The following is a 17,014-nucleotide window of genomic DNA, read 5'->3' as shown; positions in this document are numbered from 1 at the left end:
TTTCAGCAAACAAGCTATAAATCTGCGTGTTGTTATTATATTCAACAGATTTACATTAACCCATAACCAATAAGCTAATGAAAACGTATTTACTTTTAATGGGTGCAGCAGCCTTGCTTACCGCCTGTAATTCTTCCCCGAAGAGTACAGACCAGCAAAACGATTCGAGCCAGGTTTCCTCCGCAGCAGGCAATGACCTGAATCTTCCCGCACCTGATACTACAGCATCAAAAAATAATTTCAGTAAAGTAATCGGATGGCCTGAGGGTAAAACCCCTGTTGCGCCTGCAGGTTTCACCGTATCAAAATTCGCGAGTGGAATTAAGAGCCCGAGAAATATCTATGTAGCACCAAATGGAGATATCCTGGTTGTGCTCTCCAATTCTGAGCGTAATACTAAAGAAAAGATCGCAAATGCACTGAGCGGAAAAGATAAAGCAGAAGTAAGTGGTTCAAGCGCAAACACTGTACTGCTCTATCGTGACGCAGATAAAGATGGCAAACCTGAATTACAAACTACATTTCTTTCTGGACTGGACCAGCCTTATGGAGTATTAATTATAGGTAATCATTTCTATGTAGCCAATACTGACGGCTTGTACCGTTACCCTTATCAGACAGGTGATACAAAGATTACCGGAAAAGGCGAGAAAATTGTCAGTCTGCCTGCAGGCGGTTATAACAACCACTGGACACGTAACCTGATTGCAAATGCCGATAATTCCAAAATTTATATCACTGTCGGCTCCGGAAGTAACGTAGGAGAAAATGGAATGGAATATGAAGTAAGGCGTGCAAACATTCTGGAAGTTAATCCTGATGGAACAGGTGAAATAATTTATGCCTACGGTTTGCGGAACCCAGTGGGTGTAGACTGGGCACCGGGAACAAAGACATTATGGACTGCCGTTAATGAACGTGATGGTCTGGGAGATGATCTTGTTCCAGATTACATTACAAGCGTTAAACAAGGTGGCTTTTACGGTTGGCCCTACTCTTATTATGGTCAGCACGAAGATCCGCGTCTAAAAGGTAAAAATTCGGAGTTAGTTAAATCTGCAATCGTTCCGGATCTGGCAGTAGGATCACATACTGCCTCTTTGGGTCTGGCCTTCTACAAAGACAAAAAATTCCCTGAGCATTACCAGGGTGGCGCTTATATCGGCCAGCATGGTTCATGGAACCGCTCCACACTAACAGGCTATAAAGTGGCATATGTACCATTTAAAGATGGAAAACCAGCGGGCAAGCTAGAAGATTTCTTAACCGGATTTATTGCAAATGCAGATAAAAGTGAAGTGTACGGCCGCCCGGTTGGTGTGGCAGTTGCACCGGATGGCGCCTTATTGGTAGCCGATGATGTGAGCAGTACAGTATGGAGGGTCGCTGCCAATAAATAATGAAAATTTTAGCAATAATCCTATGCTGTGCAGGCCTTCAGGCTAACAGCCAGATCAAGTCCGACACAGCCCATATTTTAAACGAAATTACAATCAGACCCTATTTCAGTCCTCAGCCCTTGTTAAGAACAACAGGGGCTGTCGCTGTTATTGAACCCGGACAAGCGGCTCTTCAACCAGTGAAATCTTTTGTTCCGGTGATGAATACAATCGCTGGAGTAAGAATGGAAGAACGCTCTCCGGGGAGTTACCGGCTTTCAATCAGGGGAAGTTTATTACGGTCACCGTTTGGCATCAGAAATATCAAAATTTATGTCGAAGATTTTCCTTTGACAGATGCAGGAGGAAATACCTATCTCAATGCAATGGATATAACCGCCGCGGGTAACATCACCGTACTAAAAGGCCCACAGAGTGGCATTTATGGGGCAAATTCGGGTGGTGTAGTTTTATTGAACCCTTCGGCACTGCTAACCCAGGATAGTCTGCAACTTTCTGCGGCATTAAGCGGCGGCTCTTTTGGCCTTTTTCGCGAAAGTATAGCGATTGGTAAAACGGGTAAAAAATACAGTTTTAACCTGCAACACAGTTACCAGCGTTCGGATGGTTACCGGGATAACAGTGCCATGAAACGTAATTACACCCAATTATTCCAGCAATGGAACTATTCCTCCAAAGCAAATCTGTCAGCTTTATTATTTTATTCCGATCTCGCTTACCGCACTCCTGGTGGTTTAACTGAGGCACAGTTTGCAGACAACCCTGCTGCTTCCAGACCCGCAGCAGGTAAAATACCGGGCGCATCGGAACAGCGGGCCGGTATTTATAGTAAAACACTATTCGGCGGAATAACCAACCAGTGGGACATTAGCTCAAAATTCCGTCAGGTAACGTCGGTTTTCGCGTCTTACACAGACTTTAAAAACCCATTTATTACGAATTATGAACAACGTTATGAGTCGACACTCGGGCTAAGAACATATGTAGAATATGTGGAAAACTCCACTAACCTGAACTGGAAGTTCAACTTGGGGTTTGAACATGCAAAAACGCATTCAGACGTCAGAAACTACGATAATAACCAAGGAACTAGAGGCACTAGACAGAAACAAGATGAACTAAATGCGGCAGGAACTTTTGGTTTTGCACATATAAATGTGGATATCTTTAATCGGATTCTTATCGAATTTTCGGCCAGCCTGAATGATTACAGGTACCATTATAGCAGCAGTTTTCCAAAGGAGATTGCACAGCGGAAGCAGGTACTGGACTTACAGCTGATGCCCAGAGCCGCTGTATCCTGGCTGATCACACCAGATCTTGTCTGGAATGCCAGTTTGAGCAGAGGTTATTCTCCTCCAAGCTTAGCTGAAATCAGGGCTTCCGATCAGGTAATCAATACCGATCTTCAGCCGGAAAAAGGATGGAATCTAGAAAGTGGCTTTAAATATATCCCGGCAGCTGGATTTTTCCAGTTGGATTTTACTGCATTTAGCTATAGACTCAGCCAGGCGATTGTTAGGCGTCTGAATGAAAATGACACGGAATATTTTATTAATGCAGGTGGCACCCGTCAGAATGGATTAGAGGCCAGTACTTCATTCTTTCTGCTTAAAGACAGAAAAAATGGTCTGATAAGGAAACTTACACTTCGCAATGCAGCAACTTTCAGTCATTTCCGTTTCGCAGGGTATAGTAATACAAACCAGGATTATTCAGGTAAGAAGCTAAGCGGAGTGCCTGCGTTTGGTCTGGTTAGTGGTCTGGAGGGAACTTTGCCACAAGGATTTTCGACTTTCATACAGCATAACTATACAAGTTCAATTCCTTTGAACGATGCGAATACGGCTACAGCTAAAGCCTATCACCTTTTACAAATGGGAATAAATTTCAGAAATACCAGTATCGCAGGATTTCCGCTTGAAATTTTCGCAACTGCCGACAATATCCTTAATGAACGTTATAGCCTTGGAAACGATCTGAATGCAGCAGCAGGGCGTTACTATAACGCCGCGACCCTGCGGAATTTTTCCGCTGGCGTAAAAGTGAGTTTGTAAAAATAAATGAAGAAGCTGTTCCTGGTCGTTTACACCTTAAACGCAGGAACAGCTTGTTTCAGGAATGGGGTTTTAACTCCATTTTTTGAACTACAATCTCTGTACTGTACCGCTTAACACCATGCTTATCTATATAATGCTGCGCGCTTAGTCTGCCTTCTATATATAAATGTGCGCCCTTACGCACGACTTGCTCTACTAACTCGACTTTTCCATTCCAGAAAATAAGACTGAACCACAATGTCTGCTCTATCATCTCTCCCAGACTGTTCCGGAAAAATTCGTGTACACCGAGATTGACCCTGGCCATTTTCTTATCTTCTGCGAAATAAACTATTACCGGATCTGCGCCCGCAAAGCCGGTTAGACATACACTATTTTGATTCTGATTCATAAGTTTGAAAATATTAATTATTAGTTAATTATAAAGATTACATTCAAACTTAATGCGGAATAACCGTATTAATTAATATCCAAACGTTTATAGCCGGTTAAAAAATACCTAGATTTTAATAAAAAACTAACTTTGAATTAACCGAATTCAAATCAGAGAACCATGGAATATTGTATAGATTGTGGAAACAGAATCAGGGGCAGGACCGACAAAAAATTTTGTAATGATCATTGCCGGAGCCACTATCATAACGCCCTTAACAGAGGCCGGAATAATGTATTTAAAGAAGTAAATCACATCCTGAAAAAGAATACGGCTATTCTGGACCAGTTTGTTCAGCAAGGTGTATTCCAGATCGAAAAACAAACGCTTGCCGCCACCGGATTTGACTTTACTTATTTTACGAATTTCATTAACGGCCCTTTAGGAGAACAGTATTATGGTATATATCATTATGCCTACCGCCAGCATCCGGCTGAACAGGTTGAATTGGTTCAGACAGCAGAGATATGGCCGGAAACTTAGTCACATCTATGTTTAAAATATTCAGCGATATAACTTGTAAAACATAATTAGATCGTCAGATTATTTAATTCAGAAGGCTTATCGCTGCGAAATTTCTTTTTTTTAGTATTTTGGGCTAATCAATTGTACTAGAACTAACCAAAAATGAGTTTCTTAACTGCAGAATGGAGAAAGGTGGCTATAGCCAATTTCCCCATCGACAAAAATATCCTGACCCCCTACCTTCCGGCAGGGACCGAACTGGATTTACACAATGACACCTGCTATGTCAGCTTAATCGGTTTTTTATTTAAAAACACGCGGCTGTTAGGCTTTAGTGTACCATTTCATGCCAGTTTTGAACAGGCAAATCTCCGGTTTTATGTCAAAAGAAAGGACGGAGATCAGATTAAAAGCGGCGTCGTTTTTATTAAGGAGATTGTTCCGCGTTTCGCACTTTCTGTAGTTGCAAATACCATTTATAATGAGAATTATGTTTCGATGCCTATGAACCATCGTTGGGCAGAACAGGACGAAGAAAGAGAAGTTGAGTACAGATGGAGAGTCAAGAAAGAATGGCAATCTTTCAGTATCAGGGCAAATAAAGCATTATCAGAAATTCAGGCCGATACAGAAGCTGCTTTTATTACACAGCATTATTGGTGTTATGCACGCTATTCTGATACCAAAACAAATGAATATGAAGTCCGTCATCCAAAATGGGCACAATATAAAGTTAAAGACTTCAGTATTAATGTAGATTTCGGCATCAGCTTCGGCAAAGAATTTGCCTTCCTGAATGGAAAAGAACCGGTTTCAGTGTATCTGGCTGAAGGTTCTGATATCTCTGTAGAAAGAAAAAATATAATTGAAGTATAATAAGCCATGATCTCCACTGCAAATCCTGTACTTCCACATTGGGAACAACTTAAAAACTACTGTAAGGCAATGGCAGTGCTTGACGCCATTCTTTCACCGGAATGGCAATACCGTTATTATTCTTACAACAGCGATTGGTCCGAAGACGAAGAGTTTTTTGAAATGCGTAATGGAGAAGGTGCCCAGCTCCTTATGTTATTTCTTAAGGATGGCGCAGTGATCAATGGGTTCAGCGTTGAGGAAGATGCTGCAGATAAAGATCTTCTTCTTCCACTCCTGCCTGAACAATTTCACGAATTTATCTACGGAGAGCCGGTGCAATCTGCCGGCACATCATTCTGTCTCTGGCAGTCTAATGGTGAAGAAAGCTGGCAGACTCCTCAGCCTGCAGCCGCTCTGAAAATATCCACAGAACTATTGTCTCCTTTCGACGGGGCTCCGCTTACCTATAAACAATGGGCAGATAGCTATTTCGAAAGTAACGGTCTTCCGGCAGGTATTCCTCTGGAAGCTGTTAAACAGATATTCGCCCATCAAAGACTAGATAAAGATATGGTTCTGGCCATCTCACCGAACTTTACTGACTGGGAACAACTGAAAGAAGATCTGGAAGAAATTTCATACAATTATCATTTATAAACTAAATAGTTTCAGCATCATAGAAATATCCTACTTTTGCAAAAAAATTCGTGGATATGAAATTACTGAAACTGATTACCAACACCAAGGCGAGTCTGATTACTTTATGCCTGGGCGGTATCAGCCTGGGAATGACTGAGTTTATGATGATGGGTGTTTTACCCGATGTTGCCAGATCCCTTAAAATCAGTATACCGGAAGCGGGTAACCTGATTACCGTTTATGCGCTTGGCGTAATTATAGGAGCACCCGTAATGGTAGGTATCCTCGGTAAGTATCCACCAAAGAAAGTCTTAATGGCGTTAATGCTAATCGTAGCCCTCGGAAATATCCTTTTCAGTATTGCTCCAACTTATGAATTATTAATCGTAGCACGCCTCCTGGTTGGCTTACCACATGGTGCATTCTTCGGAATTGGTGCGGTTGTAGCAGCCCGCCTCGCCGATCCGGGTAGTGAAGCCAAATCTGTGTCTGTCATGTTCGCAGGACTAACGATCGCCAATATTTTTGGAGTTCCACTAGGTACTTTTATTGGACATAACCTAGACTGGAGAATCTCTTTTATGGTTATTTCTGCAATTGCCATTATCACTGTGCTCAGCATTAAACGCTGGTTACCAGCCTTACCATCACAATCAGATGTGAAGTTCTCAGACAGTCTTAAAGTTTTTAAGAAAGCAGAATTGTGGATCATTATTGCAATTTCAGCTATCGGAACAGGAGGTTTATTTGCATGGATCAGTTATATCGCGCCATTGATGACAGAGGTTGCGCATTTCAGCGGAAATATGATCACCCCGATTATGATTATCGCCGGACTGGGTATGGCAGTCGGAAACTTTATTGGCGGAAGACTTGCAGACAAATTCTCACCCTTAAAAACTACAGCTTTCCTATTACTTGCCATGGTTTTCACATTAGTTCTCGTAGCAGAACTGAGCCAGTTTAAAGCAATGGCTTTACTGCTTACTTTTATTACCGGAGCTTTGGCATTTGCAGTGATAGCACCAATGCAAATGCTTATGATCGGAGCAGCGAAAGGTGCAGAAATGCTGGCTTCTTCAGCTATGCAGGCAAGCGCGAATACTGGAAATGCTCTGGGTGCATTTCTTGGCGGAATTCCTATCGCAGCCGGATACGGTTATACTTCCCCGGAGTATGTCGGTTCATTAATGGCTTTAAGTGGTTTCGCTTTATGCATCTGGCTTTCATTCCGCTTTGCCGGGAAAGCCAAAATGCAGACTGCACAGGCTAGCGTATAAACGCTGCTTTTTCCGGAGCCTCCGGTTTGCCCCTTTTAAGATACATGATAGTCAATCCACACAGAATAAAAGGTATGCTTAAAATTTGCCCCATGTTCAAGAGCATGCCAGCTTCGAAGGCACTTTGATCTTCTTTTATAAACTCAATACCCATCCGGAAACAGAAAATCAAAAAGATCACCAAACCAAAGGTATAACCCGAGGCTTTTGGATACCTTTTCATCACCTGATACACAAAAATAAAGATCAATAGGTAAGCAACAGCTTCATAGAGTTGCGCCGGATGACGTGGAATCTTATCCACCTGCAGAAAAACAAAACCCCAGCTTTCTCCAGTCGGTTTTCCAATAATTTCAGAGTTCATCAGATTTCCCAATCTAATGAACATACCCGCCAGGGGTACTACAAGTGCAATCTGATCTAGCAGAAACCAAAGGTTGAGCTTAAACTTCCTGCTAAACAAATATAGACTGAACATAATTCCCAGCCCTCCACCATGACTGGCAAGCCCCTGAAAACCAGTTATTTTAAACTCTGGTGTAAAAGTAAACGGAAGGATAATCTCCAGCGGATGTTTAGCATAATATGCAAAATCATAGAAAAGGCAATGCCCGAGCCGCGCCCCAATTAATGTACCCAATACAACATAGATAGTTAGCGAGTCCATCAGCTCAACGGGCAGATGGTGTTTGACGAACTGTTTCTTCACAACTATGTAACTCGCTACAAACGCAAGCAGGAAACAAAGCGAATAGTATCTTAAAGCAAAAAAACCAAGGTCTATCAATGAATCTCCGGGGTTCCAGATGATGGTATCTATCAGCATATCCTGTATTTATAATGGGTAGATGCAAATATAGTGCATCTGCTGACATTTGCAACGGCGTCCATCTTATTCCTTTTGCGTAAAAAATCATACCTTAGCAGATAGTTTTTATACTGGTTTCTGTAAGCTATGCACAAGCGATTTATACTGTTTCTATTCTCTGGTTTACTCCTTACGGGCTTGCTTTTTTCAACAGTAACAGTCCAAGCCCAGCAAACTGTAGCTATATCAGATCAGGTGGATCAACATATTTTCAATCACGCTGAAATAGAATGTCTGCAGGATCCTCAGAATAAACTCACTTTTGAACAAGTTAGCAGTGATGCTTTCAGGAATCGTTTCGTTCCAAGCAAAACTTCCACTCCGCAGACACTGAACAATAAATCCACTTACTGGTACCGAATCCGTATTAAACATAAGTCCACAGCAGAAAAGAGATTTATGCTGGAGTTTTTTGACCAAACTATTGACCATGTTACTGCTTATCTCCCTCAAAAAGACGGGAGCTATACCATACATACACTCGGAGATGCCTACCCATTTCGGCAGCGCGAACTGCATCATAAGAACTTTGCCCTTTATATTGACCACGAAAATGACCTGACTCAGGATTATTACTTTCGTTTTAAGTCGGCACAGATTGCAGATGTAATTATTGTACTGCGCAGCGTCGACTGGTTCATCTCTTATGCACTGGATGAATACTTCTATTTTGGCGTTTTCTACGGCATGATTTTAGTTTTCAGTTTTTACAATCTGGTCATGTTCATTGCCATACGTCAGCGGCAATACCTTTATTATGTACTCTATAATCTGAGCGTCGGACTGTTTGAGATGAGTTCCGACGGAATCGCTTATCAGTATTTATGGGGAAATTCTCCGGTATGGAACCAGAATGCTTATGCTTTTGCCCTATATTCGACAAGTATATTTGCCTTACTATTTACAAGGGAGCTCTTATTTGTCAGGGCGAAGGCGCCGAATCTGAATAAGCTAATCGTCTGGATCATCGGGATCCGTACTGCGCTGTTTATCTATGCCATGTTTATAGACCAGGATTTGCTAACCTATAAATTCATAGAGTTCATTCCACTTTCTGTCGCCTTTTATACCGGAATTCATATTATGCTCAAAGGTTACAAACCTGCGCGCTTCTTTGTATTAGGCTATAGCTTTCTCTTCATGGGATTTATCCTGAAGTTTTTTATTATGCTGGGCTATTCATGGCTAAACTTCGGTGTGGTCGCCTATTATAGTCTCAGTATCTGTTTTATTCTGGAAATGGTATTCCTATCATTCGCTATCGGTGACAAGGTCCGGATTCTCAAGGCCAAAAAGGAAAATGCACAGCGTCAGATGATTCGTCAGATGGCTGAACACGGCAAACTCAAAGATCAGTTGAACCACCAGCTAGAAGCTAAAGTCGAAGAACGAACGAAGGAAGTATTCCACAAATCCCTTATCATTGAAGCGAAAAACTCTGAACTGCAGGAAGCAAATGACCGTCTGCAACAACAGGCAGAAGAGATTATCCGGATGAATGTCTTACTTGAGCAAGACAACCAGGAGCTGCAGACGAATGTAGAAAAGGTAACCCGAGACCGGGTGATGTCTGCAGATGTTGATTTTGAAGAGTTCAGCCGGATTTACCCAGATAAGGACAGTTGTTTTCTCTTCCTTTCCGAACTAAAATGGAATGACGGCTATACCTGCAGAAAATGTAAAAGCAATCATTTTTATCCAGGGCATATTCCTTATAGCCGTCGTTGCAGTAAATGTGGCTATGAAGAATCGGTTACGACAAATACCGTCTTCCAGAATACACGTATCCCTATAAACAAAGCCTTTTACATGATCTTTCTGATCTATACTACTAAAGGTAAAATATCCTCGCATAAGCTGGCAGAGATTCTGAATATCCGCCAAAGTACCTGCTGGACCTACGGTTCTAAAATAAAACTACTCATGGAGGAGCGCAAAGCGATTCTTAAAAAGGCCAATAAAAATGGCTGGAGCAAGCTTGTTTTAGAATAAACCAGCGTTATCCCGCCCCTGTTTTTCACCATTTTCAATCAATTAGAGCCAAAATTCCTTTCAGAACGGAGGTCTACAGGGATTTATATGCATTTTTTTTTAACGGTATGGAACCGTATCATTCCAGCAGCCGTTCTCACTTTCAGAATTAGTCTAAGCGCTGTAAATCAGCGATAAACTCCAAAACACCTTACGGTATCGAAGCGTATCATTTACAGTGTATATACTTATATATCAGTGACTTATATCACTTTTATTTCATCAAACACTTGAATTAACCTAATATTGATCTTAACTTTATGCACCAAATAATTTTTAAACAAAGAACGATTATGAGAAGAAAAATTACTCTAATTATTACTTGTCTTTTATTCAGCATCACTGTAGCAATGGCTCAGGATGTTCAGATTAAAGGCCAGGTGAAAGATCAGCAGGGACTTCCGCTACCTGGAGTTTCTGTAAAAGTCAAAGGCGGCAGTCAGGGTGTGGTGACTGATGCAAACGGCGCTTATACCTTAACCGCTCCTGCAGCTTCTACCTTAACATTCACATCCATTGGGTACACTGCTATTGAACAGCCTGTAAATAACAGAACAACGATCAGCGTTAACCTCAGTGACGACAATCAGCAACTCAATGAAATTATCGTTGTCGGTTATGGAACACAGACTAAAAAAGATTTAACAACTGCTGTAGTTTCGATCTCTTCAAAAGATATCGAAAACCAGCCGATCACCAATCCAATGCAGGCTTTACAGGGTAAAGCTGCCGGTGTTCAGGTAACTTCTCAGTCTGGTAAACCAGGGGCAGGAATTACAGTAAGTATTCGTGGTAATACTTCCATCACGGCATCTAATAGTCCGCTGTATGTAATTGACGGGGTCACTTCCAGAGACGCAAGCTTTATCAATCCAAACGACATCGAGTCCATGACCATCTTGAAAGATGCATCGGCTGCTGCAATTTATGGTTCCAGCGGTGCAAATGGTGTCGTGCTGATTACAACGAAAAAAGGAAAACAAGGCAAATTAAGAGTAGGTTTCAATGCCTTTACCGGTTTTTCTAATTTCTGGAAAAGTTATGATGTATTAAACCGTGATCAGTACATCAATTTGATGAATGAGTTAGGTTATGAGTATGGCAATGCAAATACGGACTGGCAAAAAGAAACTTTCGGTACCGGCACTCAAAACAGCTATCAGGTTTCCCTGGCAGGTGGTGTTAAAGGTGGCGAATACTATTTTTCTTCTGGCTATCAACAGGATAAAGGTGTCGTTGCACCGGCCAAACTGGATCGTTATACCATGAACTTTTCAGGCACTCAGAAACTAACCAGCTGGTTTAAATTAATAGGTAACGCTGCACTTACCTTCAATAAATCTGTAGATGTCCCGGATAATGCTGGGATAGCCAGAGGTGGTGTAATTTTAGGTGCATTAACAGCTCCGCCAACAATCGGTATTTATGAGCCGAATGGCAGTTATACACCGGTACCAGGTGGATATGAGCATCCTATAGGAAGTGCTTTCGGCTCCAGAAATCAAAACAGAGAGTTCAGATTTATCGGTGCTTTCGGTGGAGAAGTCAATATTACGAAAGATCTGTCTTTCAAATCGACTATCAGCACTAATCTTAAACAAGCATTCTATAACTATTACCTGGACCCGTATAAAACTGTTTACGGCCGTACAGAGCGTGGTATTTATAACAATAACCGTACTAAGGACAATGTATGGCTAAATGAAAATATTCTGAATTACAATAAAACTGTAGGTAAAAATGTCTTTGGCGCAATAGCTGGTTATACGATCCAGTCGTCTGATTACAACTACGACAACTATTCAGAATCAAGATTTATCGACACGCAGGGCAATAATATTGCACCTTCAGTAGCATTGACCGTCCCACAACGTTCGCAATGGTCAAAACGCTCTTACCTCGGTCGATTCACTTATGCTTATGACAGTAAATATCTCTTCAGTTCTAATTTCCGTGCAGACGGCTCTTCCCGTTTTGCCAAAGACCAGCGTTTTGGTTATTTCCCTTCCTTCTCTGCTGGATGGAGAATTTCCGGAGAGAACTTCCTGAAAGACAGCGAAACTATCAACGACCTGAAAATCCGTGGTAGCTGGGGTAAAGTTGGTAATGATGAAGGTATCGGAGATTATGCTTACATGAAACTTTATCAGATCACTGCACAGAATTCATACACGCTTTCTCAGCCTGCTAATGAATATCTGACCTGGGAAAAAACAACACAAACCAATATTGGTCTGGATTTAACAATGTTTAATAACCGTGTGACATTTACTGCAGACGCTTATATCAAAAAAACAAATGACCTGTTAATTAATGTGCAGCTTCCGCCGTCTACGGCTTTGGGTACGCAAGCGCAGAATGTTGGCTCAATGGAGAACAAAGGTTTGGAGTTCGCTTTATCAACAAAGAACTTTCAACGCCCTAACTTTACCTGGTCTACTGATCTGAATATTTCCTTTAATAGAAATAAAGTTACCAGCCTTGGTGAAACGACGAAATCATTAAATTTCGGTGGTTTATATGAACGTGACGCTGCTGTACGTGTAGAGACTGGCCGTCCATTGGGTAGTTTCTACGGTTACGTATTCGAAGGTGTTAACCCTAACAATGGTAATGCAGTTTATACCGACCTGAATAACGACGGTAAAATCGATGCCAATGACCGGACGTTCCTGGGTTCTGCACAAGCTAAATTCAACTATGGTGTTAATAATAACCTGACTTTAGGTAACTGGGGATTGTCTGTTTTCTTCCAGGGTGTACAGGGAAACAAGATATTCAACGCATCCCGTATTGAAACAGAAGGTATGTATGATGCAAAAAATCAAAGTGCGGTTGTATTGAACAGGTGGACTACACCCGGCCAGATTACAGATGTGCCACGTGCATTGAAACAGTCTTCTCAGAATTCATTGACTTCCAGCAGATTTGTTGAGAATGGCTCTTACCTGCGTCTGAAAACTGCGACGTTTTCTTACAACTTCGGCGCAACCACACTGGGTAAATGGAAAATGGATAAGCTGATGGTATTCGCTACTGGTTATAATATACTGACTTTCACTAAATATACAGGTCTGGATCCTGAGGTTAACCGTTATGGTGCGAATGGTCCTGACATGGGTGTGGATTACGGTACTTATCCGCAGGCTAGAAGTTTTCTGTTTGGTATTAATGTTGGATTTTAATTTTTGTTAAAGATGAGATATAGAATATATACGCTGATCGCAGCCGGGGCTTTTGTCCTTTCAGTTCAATCTGGCTGTAAAAAAGATTTTCTGGATAAAACTCCTTTTAACCAGGTTACAGGTGACAAAGCATTTGTTGATGCTGCTGGTGCCGAGAAATTACTACGCGGTGTTTATGACGGCATGTATAATGATTACCATATCTGGGATTTCATGACCAATGGTGACGTGATTTCAGATAATGCTTATGCCGGTGGAGACAACCAGGCTAACATCCAACTAGACCTGTTCACAGCCAATTCTACCAATGGTAATGTTGGCCGTGACTGGGGCGCATTATATAGCGACATCAAAAACTGTAATGAGGTACTTGAAAATGTTCCCAATATTCAGGATCCCGCTTTGGATGCAAATGGAAGGAGAGATCAGATTCTGGGTGAAGCTCACGGAATCCGCGCTTATATGTATTTTAACTTAGTACGCTTGTTCGGCGCTGCTCCATTAATACTAAAAACACCAAGTAACAGTACAGAGATGCAGGCTCCAAGAGCAACGGTAGATGATATTTATAAACAAATCATTTCCGATCTTGAATTTGCACTGGCACATACGAGCACAACTGCAGTGAATAAAGGCATATTCACGAAAAATGTAGCCAATGCCTTGCTTGCAAAAGTTTATGCAACTATGGAGACCAAAGATTGGGCAAAGGTCAATCAATACGCCGACGCGACTATCGCTGGCGGATACAGCCTGTTCCCTTCCTTTGATGGCCTGTTTCTGGAAGCAAATAAAAACAATTCTGAATCTATCTGGGAAATGCAGTATGATGGTTACGGTGGCCAGCACGGCAACTGGATGCCAGGCGTTATTATGGGTAGCGGATGGAAAAGATTTAATACCCCGTCAAATGACCTGGTTAGGGCTTATGACAATGAGAAAGACGAGATTCGCAAAAAATCAAGTCTTGTTTTCAGGAATGTAGCTACAGAAGGCTGGTCGGATGATTACTGGACTAAAGCAAACTATCCTTTTATCAATAAGTATCGTGCAGATGATAAAAGCAATAGCTATATGATCCGTCTGGCTGACATCATGCTGCTAAAAGCTGAAGCTGTTAATGAACTGAGCGGCGGCGGCTGGGCACAAGCAAAAACGCTGGTCGACCAGATCAGAAAAAGAGTAAACCTTGCCGGAACTTCGGCCGGTAATCAGGCTGAAATGCGTTTGGCTATTGAAAAAGAACGCAGGCTTGAACTGGCTTTTGAAGGTCACCGCTGGTTTGACCTGCTGAGAACAGGCCGTGCAATTGAAGTAATGAATGCGCAGACAGATGGAGCAGGAAAAAACCTGAACTATAATGTGACCGCAGCTAAACTTCTGTTCCCGACACCTCAAACAGAGATTGACCGGAATCCGAATCTCAAATAATGCAATTTAATAAACCAGGAGCCCGGTTAGCTCCTGGTATTTCACCACACAAATATCATGTACAAAAAATTTAATTTCTGCCTGCTCCTGTTTTTGGGAGGTAGTTTATCTCTGCAGGCACAGCAAAACACCAGCACAAAAGTTGAAGCCCTGATCGGTAAAATGACCCTGGAAGAAAAGGTTGGTCAGATGGCACAGATCACACTTGATGTAATCGGTAAAGGGAATGATCGTTTTACCAGTGCTGAACCGTTTAGTCTGGACAAACAGGCGATGGAAAAAGCATTGTTGAAATATAAGTTAGGTTCTGTCCTGAACACCTCAAATAACCGCGCAAGAACACCTGCAGTCTGGTTCGATATTATCAGCCAGATTCAGAAAACTGCCATGAAGAATAAGGGTATCCCTGTGATTTATGGTATCGATGCAATTCACGGTGAAACCTATACTGCCGGAGCAACTATGTTTCCGCAGCAGATTGGACAGGCAGCCTCTTTCAACCGTCAGCTGGTGCACAGAGCAGCAGAAATTACAGCGTACGAAACTAGGGCAAGCTCAATTCCCTGGGCGTTCTCGCCCCTTTTGGACCTCGGTGCAGACCCACGTTTTCCACGTCAGTGGGAAAGTTTCGGAGAAGATCCGTATCTAATTGCCCAAATGGGAGTTCAGGCTGTAAAAGGTCTGGAAGGCGAACATAATGATGTAGGTAATCCTATTCGTGTGGCTTCGTCCGTTAAACACTTCCTGGGTTACCAGGTACCAGTTTCAGGAAAAGACCGTACACCGGCTTTCATCTCTGACCAGGCTTTAAGAGAGTATCATTTACCTCCTTTTAAAGCTGCGATTGATGCGGGCGCAAAAACGATTATGGTGAATTCAGGCCTGATTAACGGTGTCCCAGTTCATGCTAACCCTAAAATTTTAACAGACCTGCTAAAAAAAGAGCTCGGCTTTAAAGGTCTGGTTGTAACTGACTGGGGTGATATCGAAAACCTCTATCAGCGCGACCGTGTAGCTAAAGATAATAAGGAGGCGGTTATGATTGCAATTAATGCTGGGATTGATATGTCTATGGTTGCTTATAATTACGAACCTTTCTGTGATGACCTCGTAGCCCTTGTAAAAGAAGGGAAAGTCTCTATGGAAAGAATCGATGATGCTGTACGCCGGATCCTGACCTTAAAATTCGAATTGAACTTATTTGAAAAGCCGGTCACAAATCCTAAAGATTATCCTGAATTTGGTAGCAAAGCCTTTGAAGACGCTGCCTATCAGGCTGCTGCGGAGTCTTTAACTTTACTTAAAAATAAAGATCAGGTACTACCTTTAAAAGCAGGTACTAAAATTCTGGTTACTGGCCCTAATGCAAACAGTATGCGTACGCTGAATGGCGCCTGGACTTATTCCTGGCAAGGTGAAAAGGTAGAAGAGTTTGCAACGGCCTATCACACGATCCTGAAAGCTATGCAGGACAAAGCTGGTAAAGAGAATGTAACGTATGTTCCGGGTGTCAGCTATAAAATGGATGGTAAGTATTTTGAGGAATACGAAGACCAGCTGGATGCTGCTGTGGCAGCTGCCGCAAATGTAGATGTTATTGTACTTTGCCTGGGTGAAAATTCTTACACTGAAACTCCGGGAAACCTGAGTGATCTGTATATTTCAGAGCTACAGACTAAACTAGCGACACGTCTCGCTGCTACCGGAAAGAAAATAGTTCTTGTTTTAAATGAAGGCCGTCCCAGGGTAATTAGCAAATTCGAACCGCAGATGGCTGCTGTGCTCCAAACTTACCTGCCCGGTAATTTTGGAGGTATAGCTATTGCAGACGTCTTGTTCGGTAAAGTAAATCCGTCAGGCAAACTGCCATATACGTATCCTCAATTCCCGAATGCGCTGTTCACCTACTATCATAAACCATCTGAATCACGTTCAACGACTGAAGGTGTTTACAATTACGATGCAGATTATAACCCGCAATATGTGTTCGGCCAGGGTATGAGTTACACTACATTCGCATACAGCCCGATTAAATTGAGTTCTGAGGTGTTAAAGGCCAATGAAAAACTGACAGTTTCTGTTGAAGTCACCAATACAGGTAAAGTTGCAGGAAAAGAAAGCGTTCTACTTTTTAGTTCGGATTTAGTCGCAACTTTAATTAGCCCCGATGCGAAAAGGCTACGTGGTTTTGACAAAATTGAACTCCAGCCTGGTGAAACAAAAACAGTGATTTTCCAGCTTAGCCCACAGGATCTGAGTTTTGCACAGGCAGATGGAAAAATAATTACTGAAGCCGGTGAATTCAGCCTGCAAATCGGTAATCAAAAAGTTAACTTTAATTACGTACCCTAATCAAATATCAAA

The 17,014-nt window shown here is 42.1% G+C and carries 12 protein-coding genes; 10 read left to right on the top strand and 2 right to left on the bottom strand.

The features are described from left to right. Nucleotides 1–77 precede the first annotated feature (77 nt). Together BLR53_RS09215 and BLR53_RS09210 are read left to right on the top strand one after the other, a co-directional pair. Entirely contained in the window at nucleotides 78–1,400 is a 1,323-nt protein-coding gene (locus BLR53_RS09215) for a PQQ-dependent sugar dehydrogenase (protein WP_074589116.1), read from the top strand. Then, nucleotides 1,400–3,457, top strand: coding sequence for a TonB-dependent receptor (locus BLR53_RS09210; protein ID WP_074589114.1), 2,058 nt, complete (start codon nucleotides 1,400–1,402; stop codon nucleotides 3,455–3,457). The genes BLR53_RS09215 and BLR53_RS09210 overlap by 1 nt, the downstream gene beginning before the upstream one ends. 58 nt (nucleotides 3,458–3,515) lie before the next feature. Here BLR53_RS09210 and BLR53_RS09205 read toward each other — a convergent pair whose 3' ends face one another. Beyond that, nucleotides 3,516–3,851 (bottom strand): single-stranded DNA-binding protein, encoded by a 336-nt coding sequence (locus BLR53_RS09205; protein WP_074589112.1) that lies wholly within the window; start codon nucleotides 3,849–3,851, stop codon nucleotides 3,516–3,518. A 162-nt stretch (nucleotides 3,852–4,013) separates the two neighbouring features. Here BLR53_RS09205 and BLR53_RS09200 point away from each other — a divergent pair, with 162 nt between their 5' ends. The 4 genes from BLR53_RS09200 to BLR53_RS09185 all read left to right on the top strand — a co-directional run bounded on the left by BLR53_RS09200 (nucleotide 4,014) and on the right by BLR53_RS09185 (nucleotide 7,135). Then, on the top strand, nucleotides 4,014–4,376 hold the full coding sequence (locus BLR53_RS09200; RefSeq protein WP_037445249.1) for a hypothetical protein: 363 nt from the start codon (nucleotides 4,014–4,016) through the stop codon (nucleotides 4,374–4,376). 144 nt (nucleotides 4,377–4,520) lie between these two features. Further along, the gene (locus tag BLR53_RS09195) at nucleotides 4,521–5,234 is read left to right on the top strand and encodes a YqjF family protein (RefSeq protein WP_037445247.1); all 714 of its coding nucleotides are present in this window, start codon (nucleotides 4,521–4,523) and stop codon (nucleotides 5,232–5,234) included. Nucleotides 5,235–5,240: 6 nt separating this feature from the next. Beyond that, entirely contained in the window at nucleotides 5,241–5,873 is a 633-nt protein-coding gene (locus tag BLR53_RS09190) for a hypothetical protein (RefSeq protein ID WP_037445244.1), read from the top strand. A gap of 56 nt (nucleotides 5,874–5,929) precedes the next feature. Further along, nucleotides 5,930–7,135, top strand: a complete 1,206-nt coding sequence (locus BLR53_RS09185) for an MFS transporter (RefSeq protein ID WP_037445241.1) — start codon at nucleotides 5,930–5,932, stop codon at nucleotides 7,133–7,135. On the opposite strand, the gene lgt is transcribed toward BLR53_RS09185, so the two are convergent. Then, nucleotides 7,125–7,961: a prolipoprotein diacylglyceryl transferase gene (lgt, locus tag BLR53_RS09180; protein ID WP_037445238.1), complete on the bottom strand. Its 837-nt coding sequence runs from the start codon at nucleotides 7,959–7,961 to the stop codon at nucleotides 7,125–7,127. The genes BLR53_RS09185 and lgt overlap by 11 nt on opposite strands. 129 nt (nucleotides 7,962–8,090) lie before the next feature. Here lgt and BLR53_RS09175 point away from each other — a divergent pair, with 129 nt between their 5' ends. The 4 genes from BLR53_RS09175 to BLR53_RS09160 all read left to right on the top strand — a co-directional run bounded on the left by BLR53_RS09175 (nucleotide 8,091) and on the right by BLR53_RS09160 (nucleotide 17,002). Beyond that, nucleotides 8,091–9,995: a 7TM diverse intracellular signaling domain-containing protein gene (locus BLR53_RS09175; RefSeq protein WP_037445236.1), complete on the top strand. Its 1,905-nt coding sequence runs from the start codon at nucleotides 8,091–8,093 to the stop codon at nucleotides 9,993–9,995. A 332-nt stretch (nucleotides 9,996–10,327) separates the two neighbouring features. Beyond that, nucleotides 10,328–13,219 carry a SusC/RagA family TonB-linked outer membrane protein gene (locus BLR53_RS09170; protein ID WP_037445233.1) on the top strand — a complete coding sequence of 964 codons (2,892 nt, stop codon included), beginning with the start codon at nucleotides 10,328–10,330 and terminating at the stop codon, nucleotides 13,217–13,219. Nucleotides 13,220–13,231: 12 nt separating this feature from the next. Next, nucleotides 13,232–14,650: a RagB/SusD family nutrient uptake outer membrane protein gene (locus BLR53_RS09165; RefSeq protein WP_037445231.1), complete on the top strand. Its 1,419-nt coding sequence runs from the start codon at nucleotides 13,232–13,234 to the stop codon at nucleotides 14,648–14,650. A gap of 57 nt (nucleotides 14,651–14,707) precedes the next feature. After that, entirely contained in the window at nucleotides 14,708–17,002 is a 2,295-nt protein-coding gene (locus tag BLR53_RS09160) for a glycoside hydrolase family 3 N-terminal domain-containing protein (protein WP_074589109.1), read from the top strand. Nucleotides 17,003–17,014: the final 12 nt, after the last annotated feature.

Source organism: Pedobacter antarcticus, assembly GCF_900103515.1.
Taxonomy (GTDB): domain Bacteria; phylum Bacteroidota; class Bacteroidia; order Sphingobacteriales; family Sphingobacteriaceae; genus Pedobacter; species Pedobacter antarcticus.
This window is presented reverse-complemented; position numbering and strand designations above follow the sequence as displayed.

Bases quoted from the DNA above. Each gene is read 5' to 3' on its own strand.
- BLR53_RS09215 (WP_074589116.1), top strand. From the start codon at position 78: ATGAAAACGTATTTACTTTTAATGGGTGCAGCAGCCTTGCTTACCGCC.
- BLR53_RS09210 (WP_074589114.1), top strand. From the start codon at position 1,400: ATGAAAATTTTAGCAATAATCCTATGCTGTGCAGGCCTTCAGGCTAAC.
- BLR53_RS09205 (WP_074589112.1), bottom strand. From the start codon at position 3,851: ATGAATCAGAATCAAAATAGTGTATGTCTAACCGGCTTTGCGGGCGCA.
- BLR53_RS09200 (WP_037445249.1), top strand. From the start codon at position 4,014: ATGGAATATTGTATAGATTGTGGAAACAGAATCAGGGGCAGGACCGAC.
- BLR53_RS09195 (WP_037445247.1), top strand. From the start codon at position 4,521: ATGAGTTTCTTAACTGCAGAATGGAGAAAGGTGGCTATAGCCAATTTC.
- BLR53_RS09190 (WP_037445244.1), top strand. From the start codon at position 5,241: ATGATCTCCACTGCAAATCCTGTACTTCCACATTGGGAACAACTTAAA.
- BLR53_RS09185 (WP_037445241.1), top strand. From the start codon at position 5,930: ATGAAATTACTGAAACTGATTACCAACACCAAGGCGAGTCTGATTACT.
- lgt (WP_037445238.1), bottom strand. From the start codon at position 7,961: ATGCTGATAGATACCATCATCTGGAACCCCGGAGATTCATTGATAGAC.
- BLR53_RS09175 (WP_037445236.1), top strand. From the start codon at position 8,091: ATGCACAAGCGATTTATACTGTTTCTATTCTCTGGTTTACTCCTTACG.
- BLR53_RS09170 (WP_037445233.1), top strand. From the start codon at position 10,328: ATGAGAAGAAAAATTACTCTAATTATTACTTGTCTTTTATTCAGCATC.
- BLR53_RS09165 (WP_037445231.1), top strand. From the start codon at position 13,232: ATGAGATATAGAATATATACGCTGATCGCAGCCGGGGCTTTTGTCCTT.
- BLR53_RS09160 (WP_074589109.1), top strand. From the start codon at position 14,708: ATGTACAAAAAATTTAATTTCTGCCTGCTCCTGTTTTTGGGAGGTAGT.